Raw genomic sequence first — 17,847 nt, forward strand, 5'->3', positions numbered from 1 at the left:
TGATAAAAAAAGCCGCGCTCGCGGCTTTTTTTATTGCTTTACCAACAGCGTCAACACTTCGTAATGAGCGGTATGCGGAAACATATCAAACAGTTGAACGCGCTCAACGCGATAGCCTGGCAACATGCGAATATCTTTCGCCATCGTGCTGGCATTACAGCTGGAGTAGATAATGTACGGTGGTGCCATGCGGCTTAAATAGTCGCACAGCGCCGCACCAATTCCGCGCCGTGGCGGGTTAACCAACACCAGTTCGGGCATATCGTGCGAAGCAGTGGCGAACTGCGTCGAATCGAGCGCCTGGAAGCGCAAGTTATCCAGCCCGAGCGCCTGAGCGGATTGTGTGGCACAAGCAATGGCTTCCGGCGCGATTTCAATGCCGGTCAGGCGCATCTCCGGCGTCGCACAGTGCAGACCAAAACCGCCGACGCCGCAAAACAGGTCCCACATATGATTGACCGGTAGCGTTCGCACCCAATCGCGGGCTGTCGCATACAACGCGCTGGCAACGGTCGGGTTGGTCTGGAAAAAGCTCTGCGGGCGGATCCACAGCGGCACGCCGTTAAAGTTTTCAGCCAGCGCCTGCTGTTCGGTGAGAAAAATCTCCGTCTCACCTTCCATGATCGCCATATGTACCGGCTGGATATTGGCAGAAATCACTTTCAGTTGCGGCAATTGCGCCTGCAGCGCGGGCAAGGCTGCGCGCAACTGGGTGAGTTTCGCCTCCGAGCGCAGCACAAAACGCAGCATCATGCCGCCATCCTGTTGGCTTTCGGTCAGTAGCAGATATTTTAGCTCACCGCGCTTACGCGCCACGTTGTAAGGCGTTAAACCGGCGCGGGCAATAAACGGTTTGAGCGCGGCAAAAACCGGAGCGAAAGTGTGTGGGTAAAGCGGGCAATCGGTCAGATCTTCGGGCGAACCATCGCGATGTAGCATGCCAAGCAGCGGTTTTTCCACACTGCCGCTGACCACCATTTTGGCTTTATTACGAAACCCCTGCTCCGGGCCACTCACTGGCGAACACCACTGCGCGACAGGCAAACCGTCCAGCAGCGTGTGGAGATCTTCCATTTTCGCGGTAAGTTGCTGTGAGACTGGTTGTTCTATCCATTGACAGGAACGGCAACGACCAGCATCAAAGAGAGCGCACTGCATAGTAAAGCCTTTCATTTTGCGGGGCCGGGATTGTACCACCGTTATTGCAGGCGGAAAAAGCGTCGGCTGGGCGCGGGAACAAACAGCAGGAATAACACCAGCAGATCGGGGAGTTTTTGCATCACTAATGCATGGAAAATCTCACGTCGGGAACCACCGGCAATGCTGAAGAGCTCCGGGTAGCCATAACCGAGCGAAGCGGCCCATAAATAACCGGTTGCGACAACTTGCGTGCCGAGATAAAGCCAGCGCGCCCAGTTCCTGCCTTTGACGACCGAGAAGGCACTGAGAATTTCGGCAAACACCAGCAGCAAGCTGCCAAGAAAAACCAGCGTCAGGCTCCAGGTCTGCGCACTGCGCTGCACAAAATCGATCAGGCCGCGCCACCCCAGCAAATTAAACACCATCAATACATCAACGCAGCGAATCATAATAATAGCGATGGCCGCCACTTGCACCAGTGCCGGTACATTCAATTTCGCGTGATGAGTGGTTTTCTTGAAGAACCCCAATCCGATGATTTCCCTGTGAAAAATGCCGCGACAAGCGCGGCATCAGCAACACAATTTCACGATTCTAATAAGTTCAGCCTTGTCTTGCACGTTGGATATCACGGATCCGCTGTTTTTCCGCCCGCGCCATTAAATACCAGGCGATAAAACCAACAATCCCGACCACACCAAGGATAAGCGTCGCCAGCGCGTTGATTTCCGGGTTCACCCCCATGCGCACACTGGAGAAGACCAGCATCGGCAATGTCGTCGCCCCCGGCCCGGAGACAAAACTGGCAATCACCAGGTCATCCAGCGACAGAGTAAACGCTAAAAGCCAACCGGAAATAATCGCCGGCATGATCATCGGCAGCGTGATAACGAAGAATACTTTCAATGGCGTCGCACCAAGATCCATTGCCGCCTCTTCGATGGAGCGATCCAGTTCGCGCAGACGCGAGGAGATAACCACTGCCACATAAGCGGTACAGAAGGTCACATGCGCCAGCCAGATAGTGAGCATCCCGCGATCGGCGGGCCAGCCAATAGCATGGCCGAGCGCAACAAACAGCAACAGCAGCGACAAGCCAGTGATCACATCCGGCATCACCAACGGTGCGGTAATCATAAAGGCGAAACCGTTTGAGCCACGAAAGCGGCCAAAACGCACCATCACCACCGCCGCGATAGTCCCCAGCACCGCCGCCATCGTCGCCGCACAAGCGGCGATGGTCAGACTTAAGCCGACAGCGCTCATCATCGCATCGTCATGAAACAGCTCGCCGTACCAACGCGTCGACCAGCCCGCCCAGACGGTGACAAGCCTTGAACTGTTAAAGGAGTAGATCACCAGCATCAGCATTGGCGCGTACAGGAAAGTAAAGCCGAGCACGAGGATCAAAATGCGCCACGGAGAGCGCACTACCGGTAAGGTGTTCATGCGTGGTCCTCCCCTTGTTTCTGCTGATGTTTGTGGAACCACATGATCGGCACAATCAGCAACAGCAGCATAATCACCGCCACCGCCGAGGCTACCGGCCAGTCGCGGTTATTAAAGAACTCCTGCCACAACACGCGGCCAATCATAATGCTATCCGGGCCACCGAGCAGTTCCGGGATGACAAACTCGCCAACCGCCGGGATAAACACCAACATCGAACCGGCGATAATTCCGCCTTTGGTCAACGGCACAATCACGCTGAAAAAGGTTTTCAGCGGGCGCGCGCCAAGATCCAGCGAGGCTTCTACCAGCGAATAATCGATACGCGTCAGCGCGGTATAAATCGGCAGCACCATAAACGGCAAATAGGCATAAACAATCCCGATATACACCGCGAGGTTGGTATGCAGAATCGTCAGCGGCTGATCGATAACGCCCATCCACATCAGGAAATTATTCAGCACGCCGTTGTTTTTCAGGATCCCCATCCACGCATAAACGCGGATCAGAAACGACGTCCACGACGGCAAAATCACCAGCAGCAGCAGAATATTGCGCGTCGACGGTTTGCTGTGCGCCACTGCCCAGGCCAGCGGATAACCCAGCAGCAGACAGCAAATCGTTGAGATTGCCGCCACCTGTAACGACTGCAAGTAGGCTTCGAAGTAAAGCGGATCGTCGGTAAGTTGCAGGAAGTTGCCGATATTCAGCGTTACCGTCAGTTGGCTGTCGGCCCACTCGATAAGATCGGTATACGGCGGGATCTGCCGCGCCATCTCTGCAAGGCTGATTTTGAACACGATCAAAAACGGCAGCAGAAACAGCAAAGTCAGCCAAATATAGGGCAGCGCAATCACCAGTTTGCGCCCGTGACGCATCTGCATACGCCCCAGCCATAAAGTAAAACCGCCCGGTTTTTCGACGCGGGACGGTGGTTCCAGTGTACTCATCGCCGCTCCTTAAACCGTCAGAACCACACAACTATCGGCATCCCAGCAGAGGCGAACTTCATCGCCCCAGGTTGGCGCGCCTTTACGGTAGCGATGCGCATTCTGCAACTGGGCACTGAGCATCTGCCCGCTTTGCAAACGCACGTGATAAATAGAGAGGTCGCCAAGGTAGGCGATATGCACCACTTCCCCGACAGCAAAGTTATAGCCATCGGCCGGTGGTTCTTCACAGAGCATGATTTTTTCCGGGCGCAGCGCCACATACACCGGCACGTTATCCACAACCGACGCATCGGCGTCCACTTTCAGAGGATGCACCAGCCCCGGAGAGTCGATCACCAGACCGTCTTCCTGACGCTCTTTCAGCAGCCCTTCGAACACATTCACCGAACCGATAAACTCGGCGCTGTAACGCGTGGTCGGATGCTCGTAAATCTCTTCCGGTTCGCCTATCTGCACAAACTTACCGCGGTTCATGATAGCGATACGCCCGGCCATGGTCATTGCTTCTTCTTGGTCGTGAGTCACCATCACACAAGTCACGCCAACACGCTCAAGGATATCCACCACTTCGAGCTGCATGCGGTCGCGCAGCTTTTTATCAAGCGCGCCCATCGGTTCATCCAGCAGCAGCAGTTTCGGGCGTTTTGCCAGGCTGCGCGCCAGTGCCACACGTTGACGCTGGCCACCTGAAAGCTGGTGAGGTTTACGTTTAGCGTACTCGCTCATGTGAACCAGGTGCAGCATTTCAGCCACGCGGCTGGCGATTTCCGCTTTCGGCAACTTATCTTGTTTAAGACCGAAAGCAATATTTTGCTCCACGGTCATATGCGGGAAGAGTGCGTAAGACTGGAACATCATATTGATCGGGCGCAGATAGGGCGGCACATGTGCCAGGTCTACGCCATCGAGCATGATTTGTCCGTGGGTAGGCTGCTCAAAACCGGCGAGCATGCGCAGCAACGTTGATTTACCGCAGCCAGACGCGCCAAGCAGGGCAAAAATTTCACCTTTATAAATGGTTAGACTGACATCATCAACAGCGTGCTGACCATCAAAGGATTTGGTCAGGTTGCGAATTTCCAGCAGCGGCGTCAGATCCTTGCGGCTCTTCGCCTGTGGGCGGGGGATAGCGTCATTCACTCAAGTGCTCTCCGGCAAAAACATCAACCCGTTTCAACGAGTTGTCGTACAAATGACTGGACAGAGGCGCATCACCTCTGTCCATTTTTGGGGCAGGCGCACCGCCACGGTGCAGCCTTATCACCTGTCAGGTGATTGAATTATTTGCCGCTTTTAACTTTAGTCCACGCGCGGGTTCTTATGCGGTCGATTTTCGGATCCTGGACTTTCAGCGTAAACAGTTTGGCGAAAACATCCGGCGGCGGGAAGATAGCCGGGTTGTCACGCACTTCTGCGCTGATCAGCGGAACAGAGGCTTTGTTGCCGTTCGCGTAGAACACATGATCGCTAATATGCGCAATCACATCCGGGCGCATCAGGTAGTTAAGGAACTGATACGCTTCGTCTTTGTTTTTAGCGTCAGCCGGCATCGCGAAGACATCAAAGAACGCCAGCGCGCCCTCTTTCGGAATGGTGTAGTTAATATTCACGCCATTCTTCGCTTCTTTTGCACGGTTTGCCGCCTGCCACACATCACCCGCCCAGCCAATAGCCACACAGATGTCGCCGTTTGCCAGGTCATTAATGTACTGAGAAGAGTGGAAGTAACGGATGTTCGGACGCAGTTTTAACAGCAAGTCGGTCGCGGCAACGCTGTAGTCATCCGCTTTGCTGCTGTTCGGATCTTTGCCGAGGTAGTTGAGCACGGTGGCAAAAATCTCTTCCGGCGCATCGAGGAATGAAACGCCGCAGCTTTTCAGTTTTTCCAGGTTTTCCGGTTTCAGCACCAGATCCCAACTGTTTACCGGTGCATCTTTGCCGAGCGCCGCTTTCACTTTGTCAACGTTATAGCCAATCCCGGTTGTCGCCCACAGGTACGGGACAGCGTATTTGTTATCCGGATCGTGCTTGGCCACCATCTTCAGCACGTCTGGATCGAGGTTTTTCCAGTTCGGCAGCTTGCTCTTATCGAGCGGCTGGAACACCCCGGCGGCTAACTGGCGCTCAAGGAAACTTGCTGAAGGCACAACCAGGTCGAAACCGGTGCTGCCCGCCATCAATTTGCCTTCCAGCACTTCGTTGGAGTCAAACACGTCATAAATGACTTTGATGCCCGTCTCTTTTTCAAAATTCGCGACGGTGTCCGGCGCAATATAATCAGACCAGTTATAAACATGCAGCGTCTTTTGCTCGGCTGCGAGCGTGCTGGCAGAGACAGCCATCAACGCACCCGCGACAAGACCCGATACCCATTTTTTGCTCAAGGCGGTCATATCTCATTCCTTCTGGAAAGTCCGTTAACATACGAACTAAATGTACGCATCATAAGATATGCAAGAATCATGCATATTTTGTCACTCTGCACAGCCCCGGAGAAGAAAACGCTTCCGGCTGACACCGCATGCTGTTTTAAGCAGCGCAAGAATAACTGTAGCCAGGGTTTGAGGCTATAGGTCAGATTAAAAAACGCCTTTTATCAATTTTTTATGCAGGATACGTCTATGTGATAAGCCGTTACGCGAGGAATAGCGGTGAAAAATTCTTTAAGGAAAGGTTAATAGCAGAATAAAAATATTTATTATGCAGTCGCCATGGCAGCGACTGCGTCGAATGCAACGCAGAGTCAGTGGAGAAAATTGTGTGACTCTTCATCTACCGCCATCTCTTCTTCGCTGGGCGTGAACAGCAGTTGATGGGCGTTAGCTTCCATAATGACCATTGAAATCTGCTCTTCACTCTGGCGCATAAACCAGGCGAACTGTTCAAACGTAACGCCAGGTCCGACGCATAAAGACTGGCAAACCACCAGTTTTGGCAGATTATCATCCTGTATATCGAGAAATGCTTTCACGGTTAAAGAACTGGCATTAATGGCAGAGAGATCGGCGGCCAGCGCCAGCAGTGCCGACGGTTTGACTTCCGCCATGGCGGTAAACAGCACCACGTCATTAACAAGGTCGACTTTTGCATCAAACACGCCATCAAAATTTTGCATGTGCGGCAGGTGCAGCGCCTGGCAGTTATCGCACTCAAAAAAGTTAATGCCTAGTTCATCCAGCCAGTGACGCAGCGTGTCCAGACCCGGAGCGACGAGTGAATCCATAAAGCAGTGCTCTCTTAGCGAAAAAATTGGCCATAGCTTACGCAAAAAGGCCAGAACGTACCATTAATTGCGCGGGAAAATAACCTCAGCCGCCGGTTTTCAGGCAAAAACCTGGCGTTGCCTGACGCTCGATCCACTGGATCATGCGGCCAGCAATATCAATACCGGTGGCTTTTTCGATCCCTTCAAGCCCAGGAGAAGCATTTACCTCCATCACCAGCGGACCACGATTGGCGCGAAGAATATCGACACCGGCCACATCCAGCCCCAGCGTTTGTGCAGCAGCCAGCGCGATTTCACGCTCACGCTCTGTGATGTTCGCCACCAGCGCCTTGCCGCCGCGATGCAAGTTAGAGCGAAAATCACCCTCTTTCGCCCGGCGTTCAATGGAGGCTACCACCTCATTTCCTACCACCAGACAGCGAATATCGGTTCCCTTCGCTTCGGCAATAAACTCCTGCACCAGGATGTGCGCATTCAGGCCGCGAAAAGCGTCAATCACGCTCTCTGCTGCCTGACGCGTTTCCGCCAGCACCACGCCAATGCCCTGCGTCCCTTCTACCAGCTTCACCACCAGCGGTGCGCCACCAACCATATCAATCAGATCGCTGGTATCGTCCGGTGAATGCGCAATGCCCGTCACCGGCAGATCGATCCCCTGACGCGCCAGTAACTGTAACGAACGCAGCTTGTCTCTGGCGCGGGTGATCGCTACCGATTCATTGAGCGGGTAACTCCCAAGAATTTCAAACTGACGCAGCGCAGCAGTGCCGTAGAAGGTAATGGCCGATCCAATACGCGGGATTACCGCATCGAAATGCGGCAACTGGCGGCCTTTATAGTGAATGGACGAGGCCGCCGGGCTGATATTCATATAACAGGAAAGCGGGTCGAGGATCTCGACCAGATGACCGCGCTGCATCGCCGCTTCGCGCAGGCGTTTACACGAATAGAGCGTTCCATCCCGGGACAATATGGCAATTTTCACCCTGCACCTCTCTAAAAGGACCTGTCAAAGCAGGCGTATGATACACGCAGCGACGTGCAGGATGAACGGGAATTAGCGTGTCGCCCATCCCTGTTTATGCAAATAGTCGAGAATAAACGGACGGCTCTCTTTAATGATGGTGCGGCGAATATGGTCGCTCCAGGTATCACGCCGTGTATTGCTGCCGCGCGTCATATAATAGTGGGCGATTTCATCGTCGTATTGCGCCAGCACACCTTCATCCAATGGTTGATAGCGGTTTTCATGCACCACCAGTTGCGCAGGCAGACGCGGTTTCTTATCTGGCTCGTCGGCCGGCCAGCCAAGGCACAGACCAAACAGCGGCAGCACATGTTTTGGCACCTGCAACAACTCACCTACGGCTTCAATGCTGTTACGAATTCCGCCGATATAAACACCGCCAAGCCCGAGCGATTCTGCCGCAGTGAAGGCGTTTTGTGCCATCAGCGCGGTATCGACAACACCGAGAAGCAACTGCTCTGCCAGGCCTGGATTCGCCTGCGGGCAAATCTGGAAATTACGGTGGAAATCGGCGCAGAACACCCAAAACTCTGCCGCCTGCGCCACATGTGGTTGCCCGCCGGTGAGTGTGACCAGTTGTTCGCGTAGTGCAGCATCGGTGATACGAATTATCGTACTGCATTGCAAAAAGCTGGAGCTGGATGTCGCCTGTGCGCTGGCAATAATCGCCTCGCGCTGCGCCTGAGTAATCGGTTGATCGGTAAAATGGCGAATAGAGCGATGGGCGCACAGCAATTCAATAGTTGGTGTCATGAATAATCCCCCAAATAAACAAGACCCTCAGTATAGGCGAAGCCTGCGCCGCCGCAGTATCCGCAATTTGCAATGAAAGGTTGTAAAGATTAAAGCAACAGGCACAACCTGCTTTTCATTACGCTCAGTTATGGTCATGATAACCAGCAGTTACCTTCAGATTCGGGAGAGAGTATGTTTGCTGTAATTTTTGGCCGCCCTGGCTGCCCATACTGTGTACGCGCAAAAGAACTGGCAGAAAAACTGACCGCTGAGCGTGATGATTTCAACTATCGCTACGTGGATATCCACGCGGAAGGCATCACCAAAGCCGACCTGGAAAAAACCGTCGGTAAACCGGTTGAAACCGTCCCGCAGATTTTTCTCGACCAGAAACATATTGGCGGCTGTACGGATTTCGAAGCCTATGCCAAAGAACATTTCGGCCTGTTTGCCTGAACCGAACAACGCCCTCTTTTTGGGGCGTTTTTTATTTTTTGTGCCGCAAGATTTTACGCACAAAGAGATAGAATAACCCGCCTATCCCACACCAGAAAATCGCGCTGAACAACCAGGCGATAACCTGCCAGTGCGACTGAGAAGACGCTAAATGCAGATAAATCAGCACATAGCAAAATGGTGCAGCCAGCACGGCACCGAAAAGCGGTACGACAGCTTTGCGACGACGAGCAATCAACCCACCGACAATGCCGGGAAGAGTGAAAAGCAGTAAGCCTAATTCAGGATTACCGGACACGGGCAGTGCGCCTTTCATATTTATGACCAGCAAGAAACACACCACAATAAAAAGTAATGCGCAGCAAATAACACCGACCCGACTTCGCCTGTTCTTCAAACACGCCTCCTGACTTTTTCTCTATCGCACTAACAACTCGTTCAAAAGAATGTCCGGACAGATAAAGCGTTGCGGCAATCCGTGCCAGAAAAGCACCCACGTAAATACGCGATTCTCACTAGCCGTTGTAATCTAATACGATTAAACTAGCGGCCTGTTTTTGTTTTGTGGGGAGTGTCTGGTGTTGCACCGCTTTTTTCATACGCCAGCGCATGGACAAAACACTAGCTCAAATAACCATTTCTTTCAACAGCTTACAAGTAAACAAGAAGTTAGCCTCCGTGAATATAAACGTCGCAGATTTGTTAAACGGGAATTACATACTGTTATTGTTTGTCGTTCTGGCACTCGGACTTTGTCTCGGTAAATTACGACTGGGTTCTGTTCAACTCGGTAATTCCATTGGCGTTTTAGTGGTTTCATTATTATTAGGCCAGCAGCATTTCAGCATTAACACGGATGCACTTAACCTTGGCTTTATGCTGTTTATTTTTTGTGTCGGTGTTGAAGCCGGACCAAACTTTTTCTCTATTTTTTTTCGCGACGGCAAGAATTACCTCATGCTGGCGTTGGTATTAGTTGGCAGTGCTCTGTTAATTGCGTTAGGTCTTGGCAAACTGTTCGGTTGGGATATCGGCCTGACGGCGGGCATGCTGGCGGGCTCGATGACCTCAACGCCTGTTCTGGTGGGCGCTGGCGATACGCTGCGCCATTCTGGTATGGAGAACGGGCAACTCTCCAGCGCGCTGGATAACCTGAGCCTTGGTTATGCTCTGACTTACCTGATTGGTCTGGTAAGTCTGATTTTCGGCGCACGTTATTTGCCGAAATTGCAGCACCAGGATTTACAAACCAGCGCCCAGCAGATCGCCCGTGAACGCGGTCTGGATACCGATGCGCACCGTAAAGTTTATCTGCCGGTCATCCGCGCCTACCGCGTAGGGCCGGAGTTGGTGGCATGGGCCGACGGCAAAAACTTGCGCGAGCTGGGGATCTACCGTCAGACAGGGTGTTATATCGAACGTATTCGCCGCAACGGCATTCTCGCCAGCCCCGACGGTGATGCCGTGCTGCAAATGGGCGATGAAATTTCGTTGGTCGGTTACCCGGATGCACACGCACGCCTTGACCCAAGTTTCCGCAACGGCAAAGAGGTGTTTGACCGTGATCTGCTCGATATGCGTATCGTCACCGAAGAAGTGGTTGTCAAAAACCACAACGTTGTGGGCCGCCGTCTGGCGCAGCTCAAGCTGACCGATCACGGTTGCTTTCTAAACCGCGTGATCCGCAGCCAGATCGAGATGCCGATTGACGACAATATCGTGCTCAACAAAGGCGACGTTTTGCAGGTCAGCGGTGACGCGCGTCGTGTAAAAACCATTGCTGACCGCATCGGCTTTATCTCTATTCACAGCCAGGTCACCGACCTGCTCGCCTTCTGCGCGTTTTTTATTGTTGGCCTTATGATCGGTATGATCACTTTCCAGTTCAGCTCCTTCAGCTTCGGCGTGGGTAACGCTGCCGGCCTGTTATTCGCCGGGATCATGCTCGGCTTCCTGCGTGCCAACCACCCGACTTTCGGCTATATCCCGCAGGGCGCGCTGATGATGGTGAAAGAGTTTGGCCTGATGGTATTTATGGCAGGCGTGGGCTTAAGCGCCGGTAGCGGCATTGGCAACGGTCTTGGCGCGGTGGGCGGCCAGATGCTGATTGCCGGGCTAATTGTCAGCCTGGTGCCGGTGTTAATTTGTTTTCTGTTTGGCGCGTATGTGCTGAAAATGAACCGTGCTTTGTTGTTCGGTGCGATGATGGGCGCACGTACCTGCGCCCCGGCAATGGAGATCATCAGCGATACGGCACGCAGCAATATCCCGGCGCTGGGCTATGCGGGAACGTATGCCATCGCCAACGTTCTGCTGACGCTGGCGGGGACATTAATCATCATTATCTGGCCTGGCCTCGGATAAGTCTGAAGCTGAGAAATATTTCAGCTATGCGCAGAACTTTTTTGTGGGGCGTCAGTCATAACTAGTGCCACTGCTTTTCTTTGATGTCCCCATTTTGTGGAGCCCATCAACCCCGCCGCTTAGGTTCAAGGTTGATGGGTTTTTTGTTGCCTTTTTTCATTGCCCTCTTCGATTTGAATCGATAAGAAGCCTGTGTTTCGCTTTCTCACTGCCCCTGGAGAAGCAACGCAGATTTGGTAATATCGATGCCGAAACAGCATTACTCGCTATAACGGGAAAACGATGAAAGCGGAAGAAAATAGACTCGAAAGCTGGCTAAAAAAATCATTATGGCGCGATGTTTTTTATAAAATCGGTATGTGGTGCGTTATCTCCATCATTTCATTTTATATTGCAGGAAAAACGGCAAATTTTGATATCGCAAAATATTTTCTTAGTTTTTTGGATAAAAGCATGCCGCAACTTAATTACGGTTGGATGGTGTTATTTATTATTGTCCCGGCATCCTTTTTCATGAAAGATATGGAAGCCATGAAACCCGACACCTGGGGAATGGAGACCCTGCGAGGCAAAGTTGGTGCAGCACTGCGCAAAGTAACCAGCGACCTACTGCTGTGGTCCAGCGGGATTTCTACAGCATTACTGACGACATCATTAATGGCGCTCGCGATTCTCTTTTACAGAGAACCTCAAGTGACCTATAAAAGCCTTGTGCAAATCGCTTTTGTATTAACGGTATTATTCATTTTCTTATTTGCCAATATATGGTGTTATTTCATATTAAAACGCAACAACGCTGTACTCTTTTCTATTATGAATAGTCAGCGAGGGATAAATTTAGGACATCTTATTATTATTCTATTCTGTTTATACGCCGCGCATAAAATATCTGTCGATATCAACAAAAAAGTGACAGCTGAACAATCGCAACCAAAAACGTCTTAAAACGCTACGCGAAACCATATCGCCCACAGCACATAAACGCCACCCGCTAAAAAGCATAGCCCGTACGCCCATACAATCCCCGATTCACGGCGCAGGTAGAATTTAAGCGGGTTGCGGTGCAGATTGGCAGCGTTATAAGTTTTATGAAAGTGCGTCATCTGTTGCGCACCTTTGCTGATAAGCGCAAAGAAAAAACTCACCGTTATGATCATTGCAAACGCCATATAACACTTCAAAAACAACCTGAGACCGGTAAACACCCACGGGCCGGAGTCTCTGCTAACACCCGCAACACCGTGCTTTTTCAACATAATGGCGGCACCGCTCAACATCAGATGCACCAGCAGAAAAAGGCCAAAATGTTTCGCATTTGTGGCAAAGGTATTTTTTAAAGTGATACCAAAGATCCAGGCGAAAAACACGGCCACGGATATCAGCCACATTACGGTGTTTAACAACATTCTATTCCTTTTCAATAGGTTGTTTGAATTTCCTATTTTTGCATTAATACTTAAGCGAACGCCAGCGCTGTGTTTTTCATTGTGCTCTTTTTTTAACGATCGCCCGACACTGCAAGGAGCTCCACAATGCTGATTTACAACGTTTTTGGCCGTTACATTGGAGTGAAGCGCGTTGCGGATGGCTGGCAGGTGTTCCGCGTGGACAGAAGCGAAGGCAAGCATTCGCGGCTTTATAACATCATCATTCCCGGTGAATTAAGCGAAGCGGAGATCCCTGGCTGGCTGGGGGATATTTTCCATGAGGCCACAACGGAAAAACATCCCAATGTTTTTCGCGTGGAATAAAGGAGCAGAAAATGTGTGCACAGTGGTACAGCCAAAGCCCGTTCGATGTAAGGCTGGAGTGGGGTTTAGCCGCAGCGGAGCACCTGGCGCGGGAAGCCGATTGTGTGGTGATTGTCGACGTGATGTCATTCTCCACGTGCGTTAGCATCGCCACCGAGAACCAGGCGCTGATTTACCCGTGGCCGTGGAAAGATGCCAGCGCGCAGCGCTACGCGCAGGAAAACCATGCCGATGTTGCCAGCTTCAATCGCACCTTTGCCGGTGGCAAATATACGCTCTCGCCCGCCTCATTACTGCCTATTCCCGCCGGACACCGGCTGGTGCTCCCCTCACCTAACGGTTCCACCTTTTCGTTTAAAGCACGCGATTTCGGCGCAGCGGTGTTTAGCGGGTGTTTTCGTAATCGACTGGCGACCGCAAAAGCGTGTGCAGGTTTTGAGCGCATTTTGCTGATCCCGGCAGGGGAACGCTGGCCGGATGGCAGCCTGCGCCCGGCGGTGGAGGATTATCTGGCAGCGGGCGCAATTATCGCCGCACTTGGTGAACGTAAGCTATCACCCGAAGCGCAAGCGGCAAAGGCAGCATTTCAGGGCTGCGTGTTCAGCGATCTCTGTCACTGCGCATCCGCCAATGAACTCCACGCGCGGGGTTTTTCAGCGGACGTAGAATTGTGTCTCGCTCTTGACGCAAGCCATCGCGCCTGCGCATTAATCGACAACGCGTACCGCTCACTGCCCGGCGAGACGCCCAACCATTAAGCGAATGGTTTCGCGGCTCAGCGGTTCGCGATCGACCACAAAATGCAGCGTCATTCCTTCGATAAACGCATCCAGCGCACGCGCCGTCATCGGTTCGAACCAGCGCTCCAGCGTAGCCTGGCTGGCGCACATCCAGTCTTGCATCACACTTTTCAGCGTGGGCTGGCGGCTCATAAATGCATACAGCTGGTACATCAGTTCCATATTGCGCGCAGTGGTTACCTGGGCGCTGTAAATCAGTTCGGTTAGCGCCTCACAGGCTTTTGCCTGACTGTCAACACCGTCGAAAAAAGCGGCATATTGCGCCGACATCTGCCGGGTAAACAGGCTGAAAGCTTCTTCTAATAACGCTTCGATGCCGGAAAAGTAATAGGTCATTGAACCCAGCGGCACATCAGCACAGCTGGCAATTTTGCGGTGCGTTACTGCCTGAATCCCATGTGCAGCAATGGTATCCAGCGTCGCTTGCAGAATGCGGTCACGCCGCTGCGGGTCGTTGGGTCTTCGGGCCATAGATCCTCTCACTCATTTATGTACAAATGTACACTTCCTTGCTAGTGTTGTCTCACCTTTTCACTGTTTGATGTGAAGCTATGACAACCAATGCATCGCGAAAAGCCCTGCAACATCGCTTGTGGGCGCTGTTTACCTTCTTTTTTATACCGGGGCTATTAATGGCGTCGTGGGCCACGCGAACGCCAGCGATCCGCGATATTTTATCGGTCTCCACCGCGGAAATGGGCGTGGTGCTGTTTGGTCTGTCGGTCGGTTCGATGAGCGGCATTCTTTCCTCCGGTTGGCTGGTGAAGCGCTTTGGCGCACGGAAAGTGATCCTCGCCAGCATGTCACTTTGCGTCATCGGGATGGTGCTGCTGAGTATCGCGCTGTGGTTCGCTTCCCCGCTGTTGTTTGCGGTCGGCCTCGCCTTTTTCGGCGGTAGCATGGGCGCGGGCGAAGTGGCAATAAACATCGAAGGTGCAGTGGTTGAGCGCGAAATGGGCAAAACCGTGCTGCCCATGATGCATGGTTTTTACAGCTTCGGCACGTTGGTCGGCGCAGGAATTGGTATGAGCGTTACCGCTATTGGGCTGGCGGCAAACTGGCATATTCTGGCAGCAGCGCTGGTGGCGATTGTTCCCATTACCCTGGCGATTTCCGCCATTCCGCCTGGCACCGGCAAAGACTCCGCCGAAGATAAAGCGCGCGGGAAAAAAGGGCAGCCGTTCTGGCGTGATACACAACTGCTGCTAATTGGCGTGGTCGTACTGGCAATGGCATTTGCCGAAGGTTCCGCCAACGACTGGTTGCCGCTATTGATGGTGGATGGTCATGGCTTTAGCCCGACTTCCGGCTCGCTTATCTATACCGGTTTCACCCTTGGAATGACTGTCGGGCGATTTACCGGCGGCTGGTTTATTGACCGTTACAGCCGGGTCACCGTGGTACGCGCCAGCGCCCTGATGGGGGCGTTGGGCATCGGGCTGATTATCTTTGTTGATAGTGCATGGGTGGCGGGTATTTCAGTGATTTTGTGGGGGCTTGGTGCGTCACTCGGTTTCCCGCTGACCATTTCCGCCGCCAGCGATACCGGCCCGGATGCGGCAACCCGCGTCAGCGTGGTCGCCACCACCGGTTACCTGGCGTTTCTCGTCGGCCCGCCGCTGCTCGGTTTTCTCGGCGAGCACTACGGCCTGCGTAGCGCCATGTTGGTGGTGATGGGGCTGGTGTTGATTGCTGCCCTGGTTGCCCGCGCGGTCGCCAAACCGGCCCCGGAAACGCAAGCTGAAACTTGCTGACAACAGGACGGCGCTTTGATGAGCGCCGCCCTATCCTTCCAGCGAATTCCCTACCCGTTTATCACGCAGAAACACCACCATCAAGCCCAGCCACAGCACACCGTTAGCCAGGTTGAAGAAGCTGAACAAGCCATTGCCGCCGCTCAGCCAGGCATGTTTACTGATTTCGATACCGACGGTGAAAATAAACATCTGTAACATGCCCATCGCCGCCGAAACGGTGCCTTTACTCATGTCGCTGGCAAACAGCGTCAGACGCACCAGCCCGGCATTCGCCAGCCCGATACCAAACGCGTACAGACTCAGCCCGGCTGTCATCCACAAATAGGCATGCGAAGAGGCGAGAGTAGCGCCAGCCGCCAGCAGCAACCCGGCCATAATTGGCCAGCCGCCCATAATGATCAACGCGCGCACGGTACGCCGAGACGTCAGACGCGCCAGCACCAGGTTACCAATAATCAGCGCGCCAAATATCGGCACCTGCAACAAGCCGTATTCATAACTACTCAGTTGCTCGCCGCTGATGATAATGATCGGCGACTGGGCAATCCACGCCAGCAATGGCAGGCTGACAAAACCTGTCGCCAACGCTCCAGCAACAAAACGCAGGTTCTTCATCACTTCTGCGTAGTCGCGCCACAGCGCTTTAAAAGAGAGCTTTTCACCCAGCCGCGTAGCCGTCTCCGGCATCGCCCGTTGCAGACCAAAAAAGGAGAACGCCGCCAGCAACGCGAAAAGAACAAACATCCCCTGCCACGGTGCAGCATGCACCCACGCGGCCCCCACCAGCGGACCGAGCAGCGGCGCTATCAGCGCCACGTTTGCCATCAGCGCGGTAATTTTTATGCACACCGCTTCTTCGAAAGATTCCTGGATTGCCGCGTAACCGACTGCGCCAATAAAGCACAAGCTAATGCCCTGCAAAAATCGCAGTAGCGTGAACTGCTCAATGTCCTGCGCCAGCAGTGTTGCCAGGCACGTGACGATAAACCACACCACGCCGGTTAGCATCACCGGGCGGCGGCCAATGCGATCCGACAGCGGCCCCAGCAGCCATTGCAAAAACATGCCGCCCGCAAGGTAAGCGGTCATGGAGGTCGGTACCCACTCAATGCCGGCGTTGTACTGCTCCACCACGGCCAACATGCCGGGCTGGATCATATCGTTGGCGATATAGGTGGAAAATTCGTAAAGCACCAGGCAGAGGGGAAACAGTAGCGCCCGTCGTCCCAGACGTTGGCCAGTTAAGGTATGGTTTTGCATGCAATCTCTTCATCTATGAAAAATCGCGCAGAGTGTAATCAAAGCCGCTTTGCCGCGATAGGAAATTCTCTGTCACACATTAAATAAAGCACATTTCAGTTCGTTTAAGGTTCACTTAAGTCCCCCTCCGTACTATACGCCCTCTGTGGTTCACTCCAGGAATCGTCTAACTCTCAGATGAGTAAGACAAAACCGCTTTACCGTTAACCATGCCGCTTTTAAGGTGGGCGCTTTCGCGTCAATGTAGATTGTTTAATCAAAGAGTAACAAGCGTATGTTAGAGAGCCTGAATTACACCCTGTTCTACTGGATTAACGCCACGCCAGACTCTCCGCACTGGCTGATTGCGTTTGCCGATTTTGCCGCCAGCGATTTAATCAGCATTGTGCCGCTGCTGGCGGTTGGCCTCTGGCTATGGGGTCCACGCGAGCAGGTGAACGCACAGCGTCAACTGGTGATTAAAGTCACCCTGGCGATGTTGGTCAGTCTCTGTTATTCGGCGTTACTGGGGCATTTTTTCCCGCACGATCGTCCCTTTGCCGATCGCGTCGGCTACAACTTCCTGCACCACGCGGCGGATAGCTCCTTCCCGAGCGATCACGGCACGGTGATCTTCACCTTTGCGGTGGCTTTCCTTGCCTGGCACCGTCTATGGTCGGGCGCGCTGTTGATGGTCATCGGGCTGACCATCGCCTGGTCACGTATTTATCTTGGTGTGCACTGGCCGCTGGATATGCTCGGCGCGCTGCTGGTTGGCATCGGCGGCTGTTTGTCCGCGCAAATCCTCTGGCAAGGCTTTGGCCCTACGCTCTACCACAGTGTGCAACAGATCTATCGCGCCTGTTTCGCCATGCTGATTCGCCGCGGCTGGGTACGTGACTAAGCCACCAGGCAAAGGTAATATGAACGCCCTGCTCAATGCAGGGCTT

General features: G+C 53.1%; 20 protein-coding genes. 7 read left to right on the forward strand and 13 right to left on the reverse strand.

All coding sequences use genetic code 11. The features are described 5' to 3' along the window. Positions 1–30: 30 nt before the first annotated feature. From rlmC to nfsA, 9 genes are all read right to left on the reverse strand, one after another. Positions 31–1,158, reverse strand: coding sequence for a 23S rRNA (uracil(747)-C(5))-methyltransferase RlmC (gene rlmC / locus ACFX4O_RS01520; RefSeq protein ID WP_380206795.1), 1,128 nt, complete (start codon positions 1,156–1,158; stop codon positions 31–33). Positions 1,159–1,199: 41 nt separating this feature from the next. Then, positions 1,200–1,694, reverse strand: a complete 495-nt coding sequence (locus ACFX4O_RS01525) for a YbjO family protein (RefSeq protein ID WP_170312068.1) — start codon at positions 1,692–1,694, stop codon at positions 1,200–1,202. A gap of 49 nt (positions 1,695–1,743) precedes the next feature. Next, positions 1,744–2,589: a putrescine ABC transporter permease PotI gene (gene potI, locus ACFX4O_RS01530; RefSeq protein WP_380206797.1), complete on the reverse strand. Its 846-nt coding sequence runs from the start codon at positions 2,587–2,589 to the stop codon at positions 1,744–1,746. After that, positions 2,586–3,539: a putrescine ABC transporter permease PotH gene (gene potH, locus ACFX4O_RS01535; protein WP_380206799.1), complete on the reverse strand. Its 954-nt coding sequence runs from the start codon at positions 3,537–3,539 to the stop codon at positions 2,586–2,588. Before potH ends, potI begins: the two co-directional genes overlap by 4 nt. 9 nt (positions 3,540–3,548) lie before the next feature. Next, complete coding sequence (gene potG, locus ACFX4O_RS01540) at positions 3,549–4,682, reverse strand: putrescine ABC transporter ATP-binding subunit PotG (protein ID WP_131410875.1); 1,134 nt, start codon at positions 4,680–4,682, stop codon at positions 3,549–3,551. Between the two features lie 140 nt (positions 4,683–4,822). Next, complete coding sequence (gene potF / locus ACFX4O_RS01545) at positions 4,823–5,935, reverse strand: spermidine/putrescine ABC transporter substrate-binding protein PotF (protein WP_380206802.1); 1,113 nt, start codon at positions 5,933–5,935, stop codon at positions 4,823–4,825. Between the two features lie 350 nt (positions 5,936–6,285). Beyond that, entirely contained in the window at positions 6,286–6,765 is a 480-nt protein-coding gene (locus ACFX4O_RS01550; protein ID WP_380206804.1) for a YbjN domain-containing protein, read from the reverse strand. An 85-nt stretch (positions 6,766–6,850) separates the two neighbouring features. Beyond that, positions 6,851–7,753 carry a 30S ribosomal protein S6--L-glutamate ligase gene (gene rimK, locus ACFX4O_RS01555; RefSeq protein WP_380206806.1) on the reverse strand — a complete coding sequence of 301 codons (903 nt, stop codon included), beginning with the start codon at positions 7,751–7,753 and terminating at the stop codon, positions 6,851–6,853. A gap of 72 nt (positions 7,754–7,825) precedes the next feature. Next, on the reverse strand, positions 7,826–8,548 hold the full coding sequence (gene nfsA / locus ACFX4O_RS01560) for an oxygen-insensitive NADPH nitroreductase (protein ID WP_131410867.1): 723 nt from the start codon (positions 8,546–8,548) through the stop codon (positions 7,826–7,828). A 174-nt stretch (positions 8,549–8,722) separates the two neighbouring features. Between nfsA and ACFX4O_RS01565 the strand changes: the two genes are divergently transcribed. After that, positions 8,723–8,986, forward strand: a complete 264-nt coding sequence (locus ACFX4O_RS01565) for a GrxA family glutaredoxin (RefSeq protein WP_017456131.1) — start codon at positions 8,723–8,725, stop codon at positions 8,984–8,986. 31 nt (positions 8,987–9,017) lie between these two features. Here the strand turns inward: ACFX4O_RS01565 and ybjM are convergent, their stop codons facing one another. Beyond that, positions 9,018–9,383: an inner membrane protein YbjM gene (ybjM, locus tag ACFX4O_RS01570; protein ID WP_380206808.1), complete on the reverse strand. Its 366-nt coding sequence runs from the start codon at positions 9,381–9,383 to the stop codon at positions 9,018–9,020. A 281-nt stretch (positions 9,384–9,664) separates the two neighbouring features. On the opposite strand from ybjM, the gene ACFX4O_RS01575 reads away from it, so the two are divergent. Together ACFX4O_RS01575 and ACFX4O_RS01580 are read left to right on the forward strand one after the other, a co-directional pair. Continuing rightward, entirely contained in the window at positions 9,665–11,350 is a 1,686-nt protein-coding gene (locus ACFX4O_RS01575) for an aspartate:alanine antiporter (protein ID WP_020457185.1), read from the forward strand. Positions 11,351–11,632: 282 nt separating this feature from the next. Continuing rightward, the gene (locus tag ACFX4O_RS01580; RefSeq protein WP_380206811.1) at positions 11,633–12,295 is read left to right on the forward strand and encodes a hypothetical protein; all 663 of its coding nucleotides are present in this window, start codon (positions 11,633–11,635) and stop codon (positions 12,293–12,295) included. Here ACFX4O_RS01580 and ACFX4O_RS01585 read toward each other — a convergent pair. Next, positions 12,292–12,978 (reverse strand): hypothetical protein, encoded by a 687-nt coding sequence (locus tag ACFX4O_RS01585; protein WP_380206813.1) that lies wholly within the window; start codon positions 12,976–12,978, stop codon positions 12,292–12,294. The genes ACFX4O_RS01580 and ACFX4O_RS01585 overlap by 4 nt on opposite strands. Between ACFX4O_RS01585 and ACFX4O_RS01590 the strand changes: the two genes are divergently transcribed. Then, positions 12,883–13,101, forward strand: coding sequence for a hypothetical protein (locus tag ACFX4O_RS01590; protein WP_380206815.1), 219 nt, complete (start codon positions 12,883–12,885; stop codon positions 13,099–13,101). The genes ACFX4O_RS01585 and ACFX4O_RS01590 overlap by 96 nt on opposite strands. A gap of 11 nt (positions 13,102–13,112) precedes the next feature. Continuing rightward, positions 13,113–13,859, forward strand: coding sequence for a 2-phosphosulfolactate phosphatase (locus ACFX4O_RS01595; RefSeq protein ID WP_380206817.1), 747 nt, complete (start codon positions 13,113–13,115; stop codon positions 13,857–13,859). Here ACFX4O_RS01595 and ACFX4O_RS01600 read toward each other — a convergent pair. Then, positions 13,830–14,372, reverse strand: coding sequence for a TetR/AcrR family transcriptional regulator (locus tag ACFX4O_RS01600; RefSeq protein WP_380206819.1), 543 nt, complete (start codon positions 14,370–14,372; stop codon positions 13,830–13,832). The two genes, ACFX4O_RS01595 and ACFX4O_RS01600, sit on opposite strands and share 30 nt — an antisense overlap. An 80-nt stretch (positions 14,373–14,452) precedes the next feature. On the opposite strand from ACFX4O_RS01600, the gene ACFX4O_RS01605 reads away from it, so the two are divergent. Then, complete coding sequence (locus tag ACFX4O_RS01605; RefSeq protein ID WP_131410853.1) at positions 14,453–15,655, forward strand: MFS transporter; 1,203 nt, start codon at positions 14,453–14,455, stop codon at positions 15,653–15,655. Positions 15,656–15,685: 30 nt separating this feature from the next. On the opposite strand, the gene ACFX4O_RS01610 is transcribed toward ACFX4O_RS01605, so the two are convergent. Next, positions 15,686–16,918 carry an MFS transporter gene (locus ACFX4O_RS01610; protein WP_131410851.1) on the reverse strand — a complete coding sequence of 411 codons (1,233 nt, stop codon included), beginning with the start codon at positions 16,916–16,918 and terminating at the stop codon, positions 15,686–15,688. A gap of 274 nt (positions 16,919–17,192) precedes the next feature. On the opposite strand from ACFX4O_RS01610, the gene ybjG reads away from it, so the two are divergent. Continuing rightward, positions 17,193–17,801 carry an undecaprenyl-diphosphate phosphatase gene (gene ybjG, locus ACFX4O_RS01615; RefSeq protein ID WP_380206822.1) on the forward strand — a complete coding sequence of 203 codons (609 nt, stop codon included), beginning with the start codon at positions 17,193–17,195 and terminating at the stop codon, positions 17,799–17,801. Positions 17,802–17,847 lie beyond the last annotated feature (46 nt).

Source organism: Kosakonia sp. YIM B13571, assembly GCF_042788095.1.
Classification (GTDB): Bacteria; Pseudomonadota; Gammaproteobacteria; order Enterobacterales; family Enterobacteriaceae; genus Kosakonia; species Kosakonia quasisacchari.